Origin of the sequence: Bacteriovorax sp. PP10, assembly GCF_035013165.1 — a bacterium.
In the GTDB taxonomy this organism is placed as follows: domain Bacteria; phylum Bdellovibrionota; class Bacteriovoracia; order Bacteriovoracales; family Bacteriovoracaceae; genus Bacteriovorax; species Bacteriovorax antarcticus.
Window position 1 is genome coordinate 185,769 of the sequence record NZ_JAYGJQ010000001.1, and the last position, 17,664, is coordinate 203,432.

Consider the following 17,664-nt stretch of genomic DNA (forward strand, 5'->3'; position numbering starts at 1 on the left):
ATTCTATTCGTATGTTGGAGGTGTATATTCCAGTTTAACAACCGTATCTTCTGTCACAGGTGTTCCAGCGGCCGGAAATTGTGATGAAACAACTCCCATTCCTTTATGTAACATTTGAAGATTTAACTTAGTCCCAATATTTGAAGTCGTGATTTTATCCAGTCCCATCATGTTGGGAACAATTCCTGGAGTCAGTGATCTAGTCGATGACTCTTTCACTTGAACGATATCAATATTAGTTTTTACTTTTTTCAGATCGTAATCGTTGTCTTCATGTTCAGCAAGTCGGCTGATATCTTTGTTTTTATAAAGAATATACTCGGCAAGATTCTTAAACACAGGACCCGCGACAGCTCCTCCGTAATACCCACCAGTTTTTGGATTATCAATATAAACAACGATAACAAAACGGTTATCAACGTTTACCGGATAACCAACAAACCCTGCCACATAACCTTTGTATCCACCATTTCTATCAACTCTTTGAGCTGTTGCTGTTTTACCTGCAATTTGAAAGTGAGGGATTTGAGCTGCTTTACCTGTTCCTTTTTCAACTGCGGCCGTTAAAGCTTTCGTTAAATCATCAGTCGTTTTCTTAGAAAAAACTGTGTGTCTTTTTTGTAATTGGTTTTCATTTTCCGGCTCAAGCTCAGAAACGGTTACAACATTCGGGTCGCGCTTAATCAGTGTCGGACGAATATAAGTTCCACCGTTAGCGATAGCCGCGTAGGCCGCAAGCATCTGCACGCCTGTTACCGCAATTCCTTGTCCAAAACTAATGTTACTTAATGATAGAGGTGTAACGTTATCAGCTTCAGTGAAAATCCCGCGAGACTCTCCCGGAACTTCAATCCCAGTTTTATTTCCGAAGTTTAATTCTTTAATCGTTTGTTTAAAGCGAGGGAATTTTAAGTCAAAAGCAATTTTTGTTGTTCCAACGTTTGATGAAAAACGAAGAATATCTGCAACTGAAATCCATTCAAACTTCTCGTGAGTTTCAGCTTCTTTAATCCAGTGATTATCAACTCGCATTCTTCCTTGTTCAGCATAATAAGTTGATTCAAGTTTTGCGACTTTATTTTCTAGAGCTGATCCAACAGTGAAAGCTTTGAAAGTTGACCCCGGTTCAAACGGTTCAATGGCAAAACTTAACTTTCGATCTTCCGGGTTTGATCCTCTAACATCGTTTGGATCGAAACTAGGGTAGTTGGCAATTGCCAGAATTTCTCCCGTACTTGCATCAATAACACCGACTCCACCTTTATCAGCATTGTGTTTTAGCACAGCTTCTTTCAGGTATTTTTCGGCCATACTTTGAATATCTTTATCAATTGTAAGGTTGATGTCTTTTGCTTGGGCAGTCACACTTTGATGACTTTCAAATTTAATCGGACGACCTTTATTGTCGATCGTGTACTTAAGAGTTACCGGATTTCCTTTTAACTCTTTATCGAACATATACTCAAGGCCTGAAAGTCCTTTGTTATCTAACCCAACAAAGCCGATAACCTGAGACAGAAGTTCATGGTTCGGGTAAACGCGCTCAGGAGTTCCTTCGATGAAGATTCCTCTTAACTCTTTTACTTCTTCAACCTGATCTTTTGTCAGACGAAGCTTTCTCCCAAGCCAAGTAAAACGTTTTCTCTTTTTAATAGTAGAAACCATTTCTTTATATGAAAGCTCTGGGATAATTTTTGAAAGTTTTTTATAGATGTCGAGCTTGTAGTCAGCAGTTTTAGGAATGGCAAAGATGCTGTAGGTTTGAACGTTTAGAGCTAGAGGGTGTCCCATACGGTCGTAGATATTTCCACGTTTAGGATAAACGGTTACTTCTCTTAAAAACTGTGAATTTGCTCTGACAATAAGGTCGCTTGAATCAATCAATTGAACCTTAAAAGCTTTTCCTAAAACGAGAAGGAAAAACAAACAAAAACATGTGAAGACGAAAATAATTCTGTTTTTTTCTACTCTATTCATACCTTAATTTTCCAATTCCTATGGAATGACAATTATTTGGTCTTGTGTTGGCTGATCTAAGTGATGGGCCATTGCAAGCTTTCTTAACTTGTCTGCAGAAAGCATTCTTGCTTTCTTTGCTTTTAATTCTTTATTGTCCATGATGACTTTTTCGATTTCGCGATTTGTTTTTGAAATGGTGTAATCCATCTCAACATTTTTCATACGAAATAATACGAATAATATTGCGAGTGTCGTGAATGAAAGGAAAATAGGGAAGCCTTGTGAGCTAAAAATAATTTCTTTTATTTTTTTACCCAACTGAATTTTTTCAGAAGATTTTTTCGAGGCCATAATCACTCCTTGATTAAAATGCCATAAATCAGTACTTATATTTGTTCTTGTCTTTTTTTACTTCAATTCTTTCTAATATTCTTAGTTTAGCACTTCTTGACCTAGAATTGTGGGAAATTTCTTCTTCAGTTGGCAAAATCGGTTTTTTTGTTAAAACCTCAACCGGAAGCTCGGTTAATGCCATGCTATCCCTGAAAACATTTTTCACAATTCGATCTTCCAGAGAGTGAAAACTGATAATCGCAATTCGCCCATTCATTTTTAACAGAGGTATTAGTTGAGTAATTGTGTTGGATAAAACTTCAAGCTCGCGGTTTACTTCAAGTCTTAGCGCTTGAAATACCCGAGTAGAGGGGTTGGTTTTTCCATATCTATGTTCTTTTGGATAACAATGGAAAACTATATTTTCTAATTCTTTGGTCGTCTCGATTGATTTAACTTTTCTTTCTTCAACGATCTTCATCGCGATCTTTCTCGCGTTTTTTTCTTCGCCATACTCTTCGAAAATTCTTTTTAAATCTTTTTCATCATATGTGTTTACGATTTCAGCTGCTGTTAAAAATTCATCAGACTCATGATTCATTCTCATGTCTAACGGCCCGTCGAAACGAAATGAAAATCCTCTGGTTGCTTCATCAAAGTGATGAGATGAAACACCAAGGTCTAATAAAATTCCTTGAAAGCCACCTGCTTCAAAAACTTCAGGTGAGTGCTCGCGGATCATTTCTGCAAAGTGCACAAAGTTGGTATTAATAAGTTTAATACGTCCAAGCATGCCTTCACTTTCAATTCTCGCGTTTCCATTCTTTAGTGCATCCGGATCCTGATCAGTTGACCTGACATTGAATAGGGGATTTCTATAAAGAAATTCAAACGAGTGTCCACCACCACCAAAGGTTAAATCAGCATAATATGATTTAACATCAGTGGGAGCTTTCTCAGTTAATGTATCGATACATTCTTTCTTAAGTACCGTGTAGTGGCTTCCGTAACTCATTAGCGTAACAACACTTCAAGAATGTGTGTTTGTTCTTGAGATAATTTTTCAGGTTTCGACATAACGGCAAATGTATTTTCTTTTTTAACTTTGAATGGGTTCTTAGTTAGTTTTGGAATAAGCAGTTTTAAAACAGCGTGAGCTGAAGCATTGTTAGCTGCCATAACTTTCATAATCTCTTCAAGTGTACAGTGCTCTTCTTTCCAGCAATCATAATCAGTCACCATTGCGATTGTTGCATAGGCAATTCCAGCTTCTTTAGCAAGGTAGGCTTCTGGAACGTTTGTCATTCCGATTACACTTGCACCAAAACCTCTGTAAATATTTGATTCAGCTCTTGAAGAAAATTGTGGGCCTTCGATACAAATGTACGATCCACTTGCTCCGTGCTTAACACCAGCTTCCTTACATGTCTCTACCAACATTTTATGAAGATCTAAGTCAACTGGATTAGCAGTCGAAACGTGTCCAACAATTCCATTTCCAAAGAAAGTTCTTTCGCGCTTTCCTTTCGTCCAATCAATAAATTGATCAGGAATTACAAAACTCGCTGGAGGGAATTCTTCTTTAAGAGATCCAACAGCAGATACTGAAATAATATACTCAACACCAAGTTCTTTAAGAGCGAAAATATTCGCTTGGTAATTTACTTCTGATGGAGTGAAAGAGTGAGTCTTACCGTGACGAGGTATAAAGTAAAAAGAGTTACCATTTAAATTAGCTTCAATAATTTCCGAGCTTGGCGATCCGTATGGCGTTGTGACTTTGTGTTCTTTAGTAACTTCAATGCCTTCAATCTTATATACGCCGCTTCCACCAATGATCCCGATCTTAATTCCACTCATATGTACCTCTATCGTTTGACTATTAAAAAATTAATATGAGATGATCTTACACTGATAATTCCCTCGAGGAAATGCTAAATCAATGAACGCTATTAACGTCTTTTCAAAAAACTTTTCTCAATACCGCTCGCGCATTCAAAAGCGTAAAGATGTGCTGAGCTACGCCAAGCACACTAGTGCTGAAGAGATCGTGTTCAATTTACAAAAGCTTATCAAGCTTAAGGGCAAAAAAGACGTTCTTAAGACTGTCCTTTCAATCACTAATTCAAGCATCTGGTTAAGCCGTTCAGCTTTTACTGTTTTAAAGTCTTATTTCGATGTGAGCTCAATCGACGATCTCGACCTGCACACTGAAAAGGCCCAGGACATTATCGCTAACGTGATTAACAAAAGAACAGTCGATGCCACTGATCAGGAAATCTTCAAGACGGTCTATCATGAACTTGCTCATAGCCACTTAGTAGACGATTACAAAACATCTCTAAGAATGCCTCAAGTAAACGTGACTATCGTTTTAGTTTCTGGTGTCTTCAATGAAATCTTTTCTACACCTGCTTTTAAAAGAGGTGCTGAAACCCTTCTTGATAAATACAACATCAAACATATCGCACCGACAGTTGATGGAAAAAAAGGCGCACGTGAAAACTCACTGGCCCTGAAAAAACAAATCGAAGAGTATATGGAAATCAACCCGGATGAACGTCTGTGGTTTTTCTGCTTTTCAAAAGGTGGAATCGATACACTTCATTATTTAAGATCAAAAGGTGAGAAACTCTCACCAAATATTGTTGGTTTCTCTTTCATCGCCACTCCTATCATGGGAAGCGATCATATCAACAGTCGCTTGCTAAAAATCGCAAATGCTATTGGTAAAGTTCCTGAAGCTGTCTCTAAAAAAATGTTAGGAAAAGAAATAGATTTGATTGCTAGTGAACTTCAAAAATCACTGAACAAAAATTTCAGAGAAAGCTGGTTTAAAAGAAATCATAAACTCCTTCCTTCAAAACCTTTTTATACGGCCATTGCTTTTGAATCCAAATGGCAAGATAGTCATGTGTGGATGATGCTTACAAAAGCATTGTTTAGAAGCCAAAAATCGAATGATGGTATTGTTGATGTAGAAAATGCTCAGTTTCCTTTTTACTTCAAAGGATTCAACCTGGGAGTCCTTGAAGGGCATCACCTGGTGGGAAGCAGGTCGAGCTTTTATGATCAGGAAGCTTTAATGCAAGCTCACCTGATATTCCTCGACTATAAAAAATTACTCTAATCCACCTTTCAAATTCATCAGTACCAGCTTAGAAATCATCTTCAACGTATCAAACACTCCAGTTCCTTTCATCGCCACAGCTTCATACTCAGGAACGCCCCACTTATTTAAGGCATCGTGAAGATCTTTTACACTTGTAGCATTCGGAAGGTCGCGTTTGTTCCATTGCATGACTAGTGGAATTTTTGTGATGTCATAACCCTGATCAACAAGGTTTTTTTCAAGTGATTTAAGAGATTCAAGGTTAGCTTCCATACGCTCAACTTGTGAGTCAGCAACGAAGACAACGCCGTCCACGCCTCTTAGGATTAGTTTTCTTGAAGCTTCATAGAAGACTTGTCCTGGAACCGTGTAAAGGTGGAAACGGGTTTTAAAACCGCGGATTTCACCCAGGTCTAATGGAAGAAAATCAAAAAAGAGTGTGCGTTCATTTTCAGTGTTAAGTGAAATAATATTTCCCTTATTATCACCACTGGTTTTTTGATACACGTATTGAATGTTAGTCGTTTTCCCTCCGAGCCCTGGCCCGTAGTAGACGATCTTACAGTTAACTTCTTTGTTTACATAATTTACAAAAGACATGGCACTACCTTAATTTTTTATAAACGCAAATAATCGGTCCATTTCAGCATCGGAAATGTCGGCGAATAAGTAGTCGTTTTTATCAAATACATTATTTGTTAATTCTTGCTTAGCTTTGTGATCCTTCAATTCTTGATTTAAGAATTCCGCAAAGCTTGATGCCATCTCTCTCATTTTATTTTTAATAAAACCTGGATTCACTTCATCGTGATAAATCAGACCAAGATACAGCTCATCTATTTCTGTAGAAATAGGTACGATATAGATACCTTGAGAAGAGGTATCGAAACTTAATCGATATCCTTCTTTTGCTTCTTCTTTCGGGATGAATTCAGACAATGCTTTTGAGGCCTGCCATACACCACTTAAAAGAGCACCGATCGATGACTTTGAAAGTGAGTTCGCTAAATTGCTATTGTGATATAAAACCACACCATCAGATCTGATCATGAAAAAAGAGAAGCGGTTAATCTTCTCATCAATTTCGCATGACTCGAAAAAGGCCTGAACATATTTAGGAATTTTGCTCGAGTTATTAATCATCTTTATCCAATTATAAATGTCTGCGGTTTTCTAGCGCCTTAGTGATGGTAAGCGAGTCAACAAACTCCAAACTTCCTCCCATTGGAATTCCAAATCCAATGCGGTCTACACTAATCGATGCCGGCAGCATTTGTTTAATATAAGAACATGTTGCGTCTCCTTCAACCGAAGGATTCACTGCTAAAATAAGTTCTTCGATCTCTTCTTCACGAACTCGATCGATTAATCTATCCAGCTTAAGTTCATCAGGTCCAATTCCCATCAGTGGATTTAAGACACCAAATAGGATGTGGAATTTGCCTCTAAAGTTTCCACTGCGCTCGATGGCCAAACAGTCTGTGACTGATTCAACAATACAAAGAGTTTTAGAAGAGCTGCGGTTGTAGTCCATGCAAATCTTGCACAGTCTATCGTCACAGAACATTCCACACTTTTCACAGTGATTAAGATCCGCTAATCCTTTAATAGATTCTGCAAACGCAATCAGGTCTTCTTTATTCCATTTAGTCATAATGAGAGACTGACGAAGCGCCGTTTTCTCACCAACACCTGGAAGGCGAGAAAACTGCTTTACGGTCTTTAATAATTTTTCTGGCAATTCCATAGACTAGAACATTCCTGGGATGTTGATTCCACCAGTGATCTTCGACATTGCACCAGAAACCATATCTTGTGATTCTTTTACAGCTTGGTTAACTGCAGTTTTAACTAAGTCTTCAAGTGAAGCTACATCGTTAGGATCAACACATTCTTTGTTGATTGTGATCCCTGTGATTTGTTGCTTACCTGTAATTTTGATTTTAATCATTCCGCCACCTGAAGATGTTTCGATCTCACGTGACTCAAGTTCTTTTTGTAATGTAGCCATTTTTTGCTGCATTTGTTGAGCTTGCTTCATTAAGTTTTGCATACCTTTCATATAATTCTCCTTATTACTAAATTATTTTTTCGGATTATCTAATACAACTTTATCAACTTTCGCATTGAAGAGCTTCTCAGCTTCTTTCAATAACGGATTGTTCTTAAATTCTTCTACGCGATCTTGGTGAGTAGCATTCGCCTTATTCTCACGGATTTCAGCTTGAGTAACAAAATCGTCTTTACCTGTTACTTGCTTCAATTCAAATCTAATATTCTTCTGATCAACACCAAAGTACTCACTCAGGTTATTTAAAACCTTCTGATAAACTTCCGGCTCATTTAAATAATCCATGAACACTTGTCCGGCAAAACCAAACCCAAGTTCAATATTCAAATGTCCATTATCAAGAGTCACAGGCGAGAGTGTATTACCTTGTTCAAGATTCGATGCCGAAGCAGGAGATCTTGATCCCAGGTCATTTAAAAATCCTTCCCATGTCAGGTCGCGATTTTCTGTCACTTTCTTTTTTTCCTCAACCACAGCTGCAGGAGCGGCGATGATTGGATCAGAAGTAATCACAGCACTTCTCTCACTCGCAAGTTCCGACATCATCGATTCAAGCTTTTGAGCAACTGTTAATTCTTTTGGTTCTTCTGGTGCAACTTCTTCAGGAGCAGGTGCTGCTTCAACTGCTTGAGCAACAGCGGCCGGTGCAGATGATATTGCTGAGTGTGTTTGTCCGCCACCTACAATCTTCTGATTGAAGAAGCTACGTCTTAGCGCCACTTTGTACATCAACACTTCAAACGCTTTCTCTGGAACGATTGAACTAAAAATCCAAGTCGTCTCACGAGCAATCGTTTCATAAATCCAAATCAGTTCAGCTTCTGAAAGCTCTGATTTCTTTTTTAAATTATTAAACAATTCATCAAGCAGTGAGCTTGCAATATTCTTTGCTGGAACATTTTCAAAAAGTAGTCTCGAATAGATACTACTTAATTCAGTTGTATTCCCAGTATAAATGGCACTCGCAATCGCTGTGATTGTTTTAGGCCCGGCAACACCAAGAGATGTTGTCAGTGTTTCTTCTAATACATTATTTTCATCAGAGAAAGTTAAAACCTGATCTAGTAATGAAAGTGTATCTCTAACAGATCCACGTCCAAGTACAGCAAGCTGATGAATCAATTCATCATTTTCAAATTTGATCCCTTCAACTTTAGCGATCTCTTTTACGTGAGCTACGAGTGTATCAACCGGAACGTTTCTAAAATCAAAACGCTGACAGCGAGACAATACTGTCCCTAAAAGTTTTTGGGCTTCAGTTGTCGCGAAAATAAAAACAACGTGAGCAGGTGGTTCTTCTAATGTTTTCAGTAGTGCATTGAATGCGTTCGTAGAAAGCATGTGCACTTCATCGATGATATAAACTTTAAATCTTCCAGAAGTCGGAAGGTAGTGAACATTGCCGATCAGTTCACGGATGTTATCAACAGAGTTATTTGAAGCTCCATCGATTTCAATCACGTTCATTGAAGTTTCAGTATCGAAGTCCAGACAGGCCTGGCATGTTCCACAAGCATTGATGTCGGCCGTGATGTTTTCACAACGAATCGCTTTTGCAAAAATTCTCGCCACTGAAGTTTTACCAACTCCGCGAGTTCCGACCATCATGTAAGCATGACCGACTTTATTTTTGGCAATAGCATTCTGAAGTGAGCGAGTCACATGAGACTGTCCGATCACATCTTGAAACTTTTTAGGACGCCACTTTCGGGCCAAAACTTGGTACGACATTTTCTTCCTTAAAACGGCAGAGGAAATAGAATTTTTTTCCAGCTTAAAAGGTAATGAATTTAGATGAATTAGTAAATTGAAATACAAGAAGCAGTTAGGAAAACAGCACAAAGCAGTAACAGCTACCGTTGCTCCCTTCCGGGCCTGGCGGGGTTGACCGAACGTACCTTTGCTGCTCCCTAACTACCGATGGCATCTTAGTAAAATCGAGGGCCTTGTGTCAAGGCTATAACTCGGCTTCGAGGAGTTTCATGAACCCAGAAAAATCCTCAACAAATGGCATATGTCCAAGACCGGCCATTGGAATCAACTTTCCCTTTGGAATCATTTTTACAACATCGCGCCCTAGTTTAGGATAATCACCTAGTTTCTTTTGATTTTCCGGTGACGCAAACGGTTTTCCCGGAGCTGTTTTATCTCTTTGCCCCATAATCAGAATCGTCGGCATTTTAAGATTTTTGAATTCATAATAAACCGGCTGAGTATAAATAATATCACTCAACATCACCGAAGTTTTTGCAATCAGCGCAGCATCCGGGCCTTTCGTCCAACCGATTGGTGGAATCAACATTGGCTCATACTCTTCTTTCCACTTTCCATCGTAGTAGGCCACTTTCTGATAATTGCGAATCTTGTCAGCATTAGTTGTAAGTTCAGCAGGGTATTGCTCATCAAAAGTTTTATATGGAACAAGAGTTTTGTAGTCTTCTAATCCAATCGCGTTCACCAGAATCAATTTTTGAACTCGCTCCGGATACATCAAAGCAAGTCGAGTTGCGAACATCCCACCCATTGAATGACCAACTAAAGTGAAATCAGTAACTCCTGCTTGAGTTAATAAATCAGCAGTGAATCTTGCTAATAATGGAAATGAATATTGAAAATGTTCAGGCTTAGTTGATTTACCAAATCCAATTTGATCTGGAACAATAACTCTATAACCTAAAGCTTGAAGCTCTTTCATAATCGGAGCAAAGTAATAACCTGAAAAGTTTTTACCATGTAACATAACAATTGTTTTCTTCGCTGGTCCTATAGGTTTTATATCCATATAGGCCATCTGAAGTTTTTGTCCTTGTCCTTCAAAAGTGTAATAACTTACTGGATAGGGATATTCATAACCTGTTAATACAGAATCAAATCCTTCAGTTTTTTTCGGAACTTCAGTAGATGTTTTTTGGTTAGATGCACACGCAGTTGTAAGAAGCAACGCTAGCATACACACAATCTTTTTCATTGTTTCTCCTTGAGGAATTTTAAAGAACTAATCAATTATGTATGCAGACAATTTCGTGTCAATCGAATATCATTAAAAAGCATAGGGCACCTTTTTGTAATCGGAGTTTTTTCCCAATGAAATATAATCTTTTCCTTTTTGACCTTGATGACACACTTCTAGATTTCCAAGCTTCAGAGAAATTATGTTTTAATGAAACATTTATTAATTTTGGAATCAAAGATTTACTTGAAGATATTCACAAGACTTACAAAGTAGAAAATAATCTTTTATGGAAACAACTTGAAAGAGGTGAAGTCGACAAAGACTTCTTAAAAGTAGAACGTTTTAAAAGAACTCTTGATCGTCACAAAATTGAAATTCCTCCTCACAAAATGGCCGAATTTTATCTTGAGCAGCTTCCAAAACATGTTGTGCTTTTAGATGGTGCCATCGATGCTTTAAGCCACTTAAAACAATTTGGTGAAGTTGGTGTGATCACTAACGGGATTGAATTTGTTCAAAGAGAGCGAATCAAAAACTCTGAATTAAAATTTCTTATCGACTTTATTGCTGTATCTGAAGAGTGTGGATTTGCAAAACCGGATGTACGCTTCTTTGAGTACACTGTGAAAAAAGCTAAGCAATTTAAGAAAGAATCAACAATTGTAATCGGGGATAGACTAGACGCTGACATTTTAGGCGCCAATCAATTTGGTATTGATTCTTGTTGGTACAATCAACATAAAGCTGAGAACACATCGACTGCGAAACCAACTTTTATGGTTAATAATTTATTAAGTTTAAAAAGTATTTTTTAAAGTAATTTTTCGCAAGGAGTGTTTGCCACTTGAGCCTTAATCTCATTGATTTTGGCACGACATATTCTCTCGCCCTCAGTAGCGCAAAAACCGATCTCACTATTTCTAAAAATCAATGAGTGTTCTTTTAAAAGAGATAGAAAGTTCTCACCTTGTTTTGCTGCTTGCATGGCCTTACCAACCATTGCACTACATTTCTCGATGGCATAACTTGTAAAAAAAGCGGACTCTGGCTTAAGTTTACTCTTGAGAACATTGGCAGGAACCATATCTTCTCTTTTCACCCAACCTAAATCCATTATTTTTACGGCGTTTCCACTAAATACAAATTTCTTTGTTTTATAATCAAATTCTTGTTGTCTGTTAAACCATACTTTATCTTTTTTATTTTCATTTTTAAAAACAGGTGGAGTGTAATTTTCTATAATTTTTTTCAATTGGCTCGTTTCATAAACGGGAATAGTACTCTTTTCTGTATACCAATAAGCACTCTCCATTACAGATCCATATTTTTCATTAATTTCAGAGCGATCAAAGGAAGGTGTTTGATAAAATAAATCTTTCTCATTCTTTTTTCTGTCTGAACTCTCTTCCTTTGGTCTGCAGTTTTGATCAATATTTTTACAAACCACAGATGCTAGTCCTTTATCTTCTTTTGCAGAGACCTGAATTTGTATCGCATCTCCCTTAATAGGCGCTGCGATTATTGGAGAAGAAAGGACGACATCATTAACAACCAGAGACATTTCTTCGTTAACATTTTCACTTGTTAATTTTTCTATCCAGCAAGCACCATTTTGTGTGAGTTTTATACTTATAATCTCAGCTCCATAACTTGCACTATCAACACCAATCACCACTTTACTAGAATCGTTTAATTTCTTTTCGCCATCGTTCACATCTTTTAATTGCACACATGATTTTTCACCTTTTTTACAATTAAAATAAGCGACAACAGAATTCTTTTGAATGGCTAGCTTCTTTCCACAATCTTTTGCAAACAAAACCGATGTTGATGTTAATACCAATAAAGCGATTAGATATTTAGTCATGCGGGCCTCAATTAATTTTTAGAATATCCGGTGCGTTTTTCTTTAAAAAAAGTTGAAAGAAGTCTCGAGCACTCAAAGTGACGAAGTCCACCCGTTACAGGAAAGCTGTGATTTAATTTCTGATCTTTATAGAAGTTATAATTCAAACTCAGTGCGCCACCTTTCGTGTCGTAGGCCCCAAAATACAAATGCCCAATTCGCGCTTGAATCAAAGCACTCAAACACATCGGACACGGTTCAAGCGTCACATAGATAGAACAATCCAGAAGTCTCCAGTTGCCCAACTTCTTAGCTGCATCAGTAATCGCCAAAATCTCAGCATGCCCACAAGGATTGTGAACTTTCTCTTTTTGGTTATGAGCATGCGATATGATCGCACCATCCGCATTCGCGATAACTGCCCCTATAGGAACTTCATCTTCACGATAAGCTTTGTGAGCTTCTTTCAAAGCTTCATCCATTAACCATAAATGATCTGACATTTTTTTAGACATGAGCAAACTTCATTTTACGCTTACTATGTTTCTGCTTTTTCCACAAACGCTCAAGCGCAATGTAGCGTTTCTTATTACTCTTACTATCAAACTTAAACTGAACACCATAGATGAGAGGACGTCCGATCACATCGCGTCTCTTACTCATGACAATTCCTCTTAATAAGACATTGTCTTCATCAAGAGCTGCGTTCACAATAATTTCTTCACCAAGTTTTATCTCTTCAAACATGGCAACACATCCTGCCTGGCGCCTTAGATCTGTTAATCTGGCAGAAAAATCATGTTCGCCTGACTTAACAGAAATCTTTAAATCGTCACGGTATCTAAAGTCATACTCCCACCAACTAATCTGCGGATAATAAATCGGAGATGAAAGGAGATACATCTTTATAATTAAAAGTAGTGACGAAATTAAATAGAGGATACCAATATGCTCATTGTCTAAGACATAGAACTGTTCATAAATTTTAAAGAGAAGGTATACAAATAATAATGCTGAGAAAGTCCAATACGTGTAATAACGATGCTTAATAGTTTTATAGTAAGGTTTTGCTAACCAAAGAAAGAACGCCAATCTTAACCCAATCCTAAACTTTGGGTTATCCACAAACTCCGTCATGATCGCAAGATGGATTAAAAAGAAAAAAGCGCGCATCAAAAACTTGATCGTTTTAGTCTCTGATTTAAACGTTTGTTCTATAGTTTCCATTTTCTCTGCTTATTATGAGGATGATCCTAATCACTATTATGACGCGTTTTGATTTTTTTTAAAGGTCTTAACCAAAAATTAATACACAAACACAATAAAGTCTGAGTAAACTATTTCGTACATACATTTTTTCAATATTAACTATTATTAAGGATGAACAATGAAAAAAATGATTACTCTAGTTGCTGTTGCAGCTATCTCTACAAGCGCTTCTGCTTTTGACTACAAGTTTAATCTTGAAGGCCGTGCTGATTTCATTAGCTCGAACACAAAGACAACTGCTCAAGCTGGAACAACTACTGAAGCTAAGCAAAATGGTTTCTTATCAAACCTTATTCGCTTAAACATGATGGGTAACATTAACGACACTCTTTCATACAGAATGCGTTACCGTTTCAACAAAGAATACACAAATACAACTAGAGATGATTCAACAACAGATCTAGATTATTTATATATTGACCATAAGAATGCATTCTTCACAACTCGTTTTGGTAAAACAAACTGGGCTGAAGCATACGGACGTGAGTCTTTCATTTCTTCTACTGACCTATTCCTAGCAACAGATGCATACACAGCTTACAATAATAACATCGGTAACTACCGTTTTGGTGTTTCAGGAACTTATACTTTCCTAGACACTCATAAGTTAACTCTTGCTATCTCTAACCCAAACAAAACAGCAACAGATACAACTGGTGAAACAAAGAACACATCTCTTGCATACGCTGCTCATTACTCTTCAGTAATGTTTGATAAAATGTTCCAACCAACTCTATCTTACACTTTAGCTGCTCAAGATGGTGATGCACAAGCTGCAACTCCAACTACAAAAGGTGACTATACAATGATGGCCGCTGGTTTCAGATCAGAAGTTGTTGGACTAGTTATCGATGCAGACTGGAAACAATTCAAAAAAGAAAAAAGAACTACAACTGGTGCAACAAGCGCAGACGATAAAACTACGTCAATCTTCGCTAACGTTTCTTACGCTATCAATGAGTTCTCTCCATTCGTTCAATACGCTAACGATAAATTCTCTGATGACCTAACTGCAAACACTGCTGAATACAAAAAGAATACAATTGTTGGTGGTGTTATGTATAAGCCATTCAATGATGTTAACTTCCGTTACCACCTAGCTTACTCTTTCAGCAAACAAAAGTTTGATGATGTAACAGCTACAAACAAAGAAGTTAAAGACAACAGAATTATTTTCGGTATCAAAGCTGACATCTAATTCGTTAACTAAAATTAACTAATTATAAAGAAGGGCTCCGCAAGGGGCCCTTTTTTTATTCTACCTAACCAAATCCTAACAATACAAATTTCTTCAAATCACATATAAAATAAGCACAACGATTCTTATATTTAGAGAGAGGTTTTTTGTGCTAAAAAATTTATTGATGTTTCTTGCAATTGCTATGTCTTTTAATGCTGTTGCTGCTCAAAAGGTTAATGGTGCGGGTGCTACATTCCCTTACCCAATTTATTCAAAATGGTTTTCTGAATACCAAAAAACGCACAAAGACGTTGAATTCAATTACCAATCAATCGGAAGCGGCGGAGGAATTAAACAAGTCCTGGCACAAACTGTAGACTTCGGTGCTACTGATGCTCCAATGTCAGACGACGAACTTAAATCTGCTAAAACTCCAATCAGACACATCCCAACTGTACTTGGTGCAGTAACTGTTGCTTATAATGTTGCTGGCCTTCCTGCTAACTTAAACCTTGATGGTGCGACGTTAGCTAACATCTTCTTAGGAACTGTTACAAAATGGAATGATCCAACAATTGCAAAATTAAATCCAAAAGCAAAACTTCCAGCGACTGACATCCTTGTAGTAAGAAGATCAGATGGATCGGGGACAACTGCAGTATTCACAGAATACCTAGCTAACGTTTCAGCTGATTTCAAAACTAAAGTTGGTGCTGGTAAAAACGTAAACTGGCCATCAGGAATCGGAGCAAAAGGTAACGAAGGTGTTACAGCAATGGTTGCTCAAACTGACGGAGCAATCGGATACACTGAATTAGCTTACGCTATCAACGCACAACTTCACATGGCATCTATGAAAAACGCTAAAGGTGAATTCGTTTCTCCTTCAGTTGCTTCAATCACAGCTGCTGCAGCTTCTGTTAAGAAATTTGATGGTGACCTAAGAATGTCGATCATTAATGCTGATGCAAAAGGGGCTTACCCAATTTCATCTTTCACATACATCCTTCTTCCAGAACTTGCTTCTGCTCAAATCACAGCTACAAAAGCTTTCCTTGGTTGGGCGCTTAAAGATGGACAAAAGTTCGCAGCAGAGCTTCACTATGCTCCACTTCCAAAGAAGATGAGCGAGTCTCTACTTAAAACTTTAAAATAATTTTTAAAAGTACATGGGCCTCTTCGAAAGAAGGGGCCTTTTTTTTATGAGAACCAGATCATCTTCACCATTAACAACAAAACAATAAACGTTAACATTGGTCTGATGATTTTAGCTGCAGCTTTAGAAGCATATGTAGCGCCTATAAAGGCCCCCACTGCAACACCTAAAGACATTATCCAACCTTCTCTCCAATGAACATATCCATTCAATGCATAAGTCGTTAATGCTGTTCCAGCTGAAAATGTATTTGCTAGTTTAGAAATCGCCATTGCAGTAAGTAGCGGATAACCAGTTCCTAAAAACAAACTCAGAAACATAAATGTGCCGCCGCCAGGCCCAAAGATTCCATCATAAAAGCCACTTAAGATGGCCCCTAAAAAAAAGAATCCTGGATGAGGTTTGATAAAATTCTCACGCTCTTTAAAGAACCTATCTTTCTGGTAAACGATCCATAAAATAATCGGACACATGACAAGCAACATATAACGAAAGAATTCTTTAGGTACATAAGGGGCCAGTGAACTTCCCAAAAATGATCCAAGCATACAGACGACGCAAAAACTTAATCCATCTTTCCATTTCATATGCCCTTTTCTGGAATAGACGATTAGAGCGATAACGGCAGAAATGACTCCGACAACTTTATTCGTTCCAATCGCGTGAGGTCCTGGAGTAAGAGCAATTGATAAAGTAGGAACTGAAATTAGTCCGCCACCACCGACGACCGAGTCAATTAATCCAGTAAGAAATCCCATAAGGGTCAATAAATAATTATCCATATCACCAATCTAAATTGATATATTTCATAATTCAATTAGCATTATAGATAGTCCTCAAAATAATCTACAGATCGAGTTAAAAAATGAATAAATTTATCCAAGAGTTTCTAGGATCGGCCGACAGTTCTATTTTAGGTAAACAAACAGAAACTAAGTTAGCACTTTGTTGTTTTCTTTCTCACGGGCATTTATTAATCGAAGATGTACCAGGAATGGGAAAAACAACTTTTGCAAAGACGCTGGCAAAACTTCTCGATTTAACTTTTGCTCGCATTCAATTCACCAATGATCTTATGCCATCTGATCTCATTGGAATTCAAATCTTCGATGCGAAAGAAGGAAAATTTAATTTAGTTCACGGGCCAATCTTCCATCAATTTATTCTGGCCGATGAATTAAATCGTGGAACACCTAAAACTCAAAGTGCACTCTTGGAAGCGATGGAAGAAAAACAAGTCACACTTGATGGAAACACTATCGAGCTTCCACATCCATTTTTTGTTGTGGCCACACAAAACCCTCGTTCACAAATTGGAACTCACCATTTACCAGAATCCCAACTTGATCGTTTTATGATGAAAATTAAAATTGGTTATCCTGATAGCCAGCATGAAAAACAAATCATCTCCAGTGATGCTCATCAAGATAACTATCACAACCTGAAGCCGGCCATCACGGCCAGTGTTCTTGCCGATCTTTATCAAAGCGTAAAACAAGTAAAAGTTTCGGATGCACTACTTAATTATGTTATTTCTCTTTTAGAAAAATCTCGAATTAACAATTCTTTTCAAGGTCTAAGTCCTAGAGCTGGAAAAGATATTATTAAAGCAGCAAAGGCCTGGGCCTTTATCGAGGGAAGAGACTATGTTTTACCGGATGATGTTCAAATGATTTTACCTTCGGTTGTCTCTCATCGATTATCGCCATTTCAAAATCAGTCATTCGATCTCGACAAAGAACTCACACTGAAGTTGATTCAATCAACGAAGGTTGATTAAACGAC

At 37.6% G+C, this 17,664-nt stretch carries 19 protein-coding genes and 1 other RNA gene; 5 read left to right on the plus strand and 15 right to left on the minus strand.

Annotated features, from left to right (window positions below):
* Positions 1-3: 3 nt before the first annotated feature.
* Genes SHI21_RS00840 through mtnP form a run of 4 tightly spaced genes read right to left on the minus strand, consistent with a single transcriptional unit; the run spans position 4 to position 4,152 of the window.
* Positions 4-1,977 carry a penicillin-binding transpeptidase domain-containing protein gene (locus tag SHI21_RS00840; protein WP_323574213.1) on the minus strand — a complete coding sequence of 658 codons (1,974 nt, stop codon included), beginning with the start codon at positions 1,975-1,977 and terminating at the stop codon, positions 4-6.
* A gap of 18 nt (positions 1,978-1,995) precedes the next feature.
* The gene (locus SHI21_RS00845; RefSeq protein ID WP_323574214.1) at positions 1,996-2,310 is read right to left on the minus strand and encodes a hypothetical protein; all 315 of its coding nucleotides are present in this window, start codon (positions 2,308-2,310) and stop codon (positions 1,996-1,998) included.
* Between the two features lie 28 nt (positions 2,311-2,338).
* Positions 2,339-3,307 (minus strand): 16S rRNA (cytosine(1402)-N(4))-methyltransferase RsmH, encoded by a 969-nt coding sequence (gene rsmH, locus SHI21_RS00850; RefSeq protein WP_323574215.1) that lies wholly within the window; start codon positions 3,305-3,307, stop codon positions 2,339-2,341.
* On the minus strand, positions 3,307-4,152 hold the full coding sequence (gene mtnP / locus SHI21_RS00855; protein ID WP_323574216.1) for an S-methyl-5'-thioadenosine phosphorylase: 846 nt from the start codon (positions 4,150-4,152) through the stop codon (positions 3,307-3,309). The genes rsmH and mtnP overlap by 1 nt, the downstream gene beginning before the upstream one ends.
* A gap of 82 nt (positions 4,153-4,234) precedes the next feature.
* On the opposite strand from mtnP, the gene SHI21_RS00860 reads away from it, so the two are divergent.
* Complete coding sequence (locus tag SHI21_RS00860) at positions 4,235-5,422, plus strand: hypothetical protein (protein WP_323574217.1); 1,188 nt, start codon at positions 4,235-4,237, stop codon at positions 5,420-5,422.
* Here SHI21_RS00860 and SHI21_RS00865 read toward each other — a convergent pair.
* The 7 genes from SHI21_RS00865 to SHI21_RS00895 all read right to left on the minus strand — a co-directional run bounded on the left by SHI21_RS00865 (position 5,414) and on the right by SHI21_RS00895 (position 10,443).
* The gene (locus tag SHI21_RS00865) at positions 5,414-6,004 is read right to left on the minus strand and encodes a GTP-binding protein (protein WP_323574218.1); all 591 of its coding nucleotides are present in this window, start codon (positions 6,002-6,004) and stop codon (positions 5,414-5,416) included. The two genes, SHI21_RS00860 and SHI21_RS00865, sit on opposite strands and share 9 nt — an antisense overlap.
* A 9-nt stretch (positions 6,005-6,013) precedes the next feature.
* Complete coding sequence (locus SHI21_RS00870; protein WP_323574219.1) at positions 6,014-6,547, minus strand: roadblock/LC7 domain-containing protein; 534 nt, start codon at positions 6,545-6,547, stop codon at positions 6,014-6,016.
* 10 nt (positions 6,548-6,557) lie between these two features.
* Complete coding sequence (gene recR, locus SHI21_RS00875) at positions 6,558-7,151, minus strand: recombination mediator RecR (protein WP_323574220.1); 594 nt, start codon at positions 7,149-7,151, stop codon at positions 6,558-6,560.
* 3 nt (positions 7,152-7,154) lie between these two features.
* The gene (locus SHI21_RS00880; RefSeq protein ID WP_323574221.1) at positions 7,155-7,466 is read right to left on the minus strand and encodes a YbaB/EbfC family nucleoid-associated protein; all 312 of its coding nucleotides are present in this window, start codon (positions 7,464-7,466) and stop codon (positions 7,155-7,157) included.
* A gap of 21 nt (positions 7,467-7,487) precedes the next feature.
* Positions 7,488-9,206: a DNA polymerase III subunit gamma/tau gene (gene dnaX / locus SHI21_RS00885; RefSeq protein ID WP_323574222.1), complete on the minus strand. Its 1,719-nt coding sequence runs from the start codon at positions 9,204-9,206 to the stop codon at positions 7,488-7,490.
* Between the two features lie 89 nt (positions 9,207-9,295).
* Positions 9,296-9,391, minus strand: an RNA gene (ffs, locus tag SHI21_RS00890) — signal recognition particle sRNA small type.
* Between the two features lie 41 nt (positions 9,392-9,432).
* Positions 9,433-10,443 carry an alpha/beta fold hydrolase gene (locus SHI21_RS00895; RefSeq protein ID WP_323574223.1) on the minus strand — a complete coding sequence of 337 codons (1,011 nt, stop codon included), beginning with the start codon at positions 10,441-10,443 and terminating at the stop codon, positions 9,433-9,435.
* 116 nt (positions 10,444-10,559) lie between these two features.
* Here SHI21_RS00895 and SHI21_RS00900 point away from each other — a divergent pair, with 116 nt between their 5' ends.
* A complete protein-coding gene (locus tag SHI21_RS00900; RefSeq protein ID WP_323574224.1) occupies positions 10,560-11,243 on the plus strand; it encodes a YjjG family noncanonical pyrimidine nucleotidase in 684 nt (227 codons plus the stop codon).
* Here SHI21_RS00900 and SHI21_RS00905 read toward each other — a convergent pair.
* From SHI21_RS00905 to SHI21_RS00915, 3 genes are read right to left on the minus strand one after another with little or no spacing between them, the layout of a single operon-like run.
* Positions 11,240-12,295 (minus strand): SecDF P1 head subdomain-containing protein, encoded by a 1,056-nt coding sequence (locus SHI21_RS00905; RefSeq protein ID WP_323574225.1) that lies wholly within the window; start codon positions 12,293-12,295, stop codon positions 11,240-11,242. The two genes, SHI21_RS00900 and SHI21_RS00905, sit on opposite strands and share 4 nt — an antisense overlap.
* An 11-nt stretch (positions 12,296-12,306) precedes the next feature.
* Positions 12,307-12,789 carry a nucleoside deaminase gene (locus SHI21_RS00910; protein ID WP_323574226.1) on the minus strand — a complete coding sequence of 161 codons (483 nt, stop codon included), beginning with the start codon at positions 12,787-12,789 and terminating at the stop codon, positions 12,307-12,309.
* On the minus strand, positions 12,782-13,501 hold the full coding sequence (locus SHI21_RS00915; RefSeq protein ID WP_323574227.1) for a hypothetical protein: 720 nt from the start codon (positions 13,499-13,501) through the stop codon (positions 12,782-12,784). Before SHI21_RS00915 ends, SHI21_RS00910 begins: the two co-directional genes overlap by 8 nt.
* 160 nt (positions 13,502-13,661) lie before the next feature.
* Between SHI21_RS00915 and SHI21_RS00920 the strand changes: the two genes are divergently transcribed.
* Together SHI21_RS00920 and pstS are read left to right on the plus strand one after the other, a co-directional pair.
* Positions 13,662-14,741: a porin gene (locus SHI21_RS00920; RefSeq protein WP_323574228.1), complete on the plus strand. Its 1,080-nt coding sequence runs from the start codon at positions 13,662-13,664 to the stop codon at positions 14,739-14,741.
* A 148-nt stretch (positions 14,742-14,889) separates the two neighbouring features.
* Positions 14,890-15,879, plus strand: coding sequence for a phosphate ABC transporter substrate-binding protein PstS (gene pstS / locus SHI21_RS00925; RefSeq protein ID WP_323574229.1), 990 nt, complete (start codon positions 14,890-14,892; stop codon positions 15,877-15,879).
* Positions 15,880-15,923: 44 nt separating this feature from the next.
* Here pstS and SHI21_RS00930 read toward each other — a convergent pair whose 3' ends face one another.
* Positions 15,924-16,661 carry a sulfite exporter TauE/SafE family protein gene (locus tag SHI21_RS00930; protein ID WP_323574230.1) on the minus strand — a complete coding sequence of 246 codons (738 nt, stop codon included), beginning with the start codon at positions 16,659-16,661 and terminating at the stop codon, positions 15,924-15,926.
* An 83-nt stretch (positions 16,662-16,744) separates the two neighbouring features.
* Between SHI21_RS00930 and SHI21_RS00935 the strand changes: the two genes are divergently transcribed.
* A complete protein-coding gene (locus SHI21_RS00935) occupies positions 16,745-17,659 on the plus strand; it encodes an AAA family ATPase (RefSeq protein ID WP_323574231.1) in 915 nt (304 codons plus the stop codon).
* Positions 17,660-17,664: the final 5 nt, after the last annotated feature.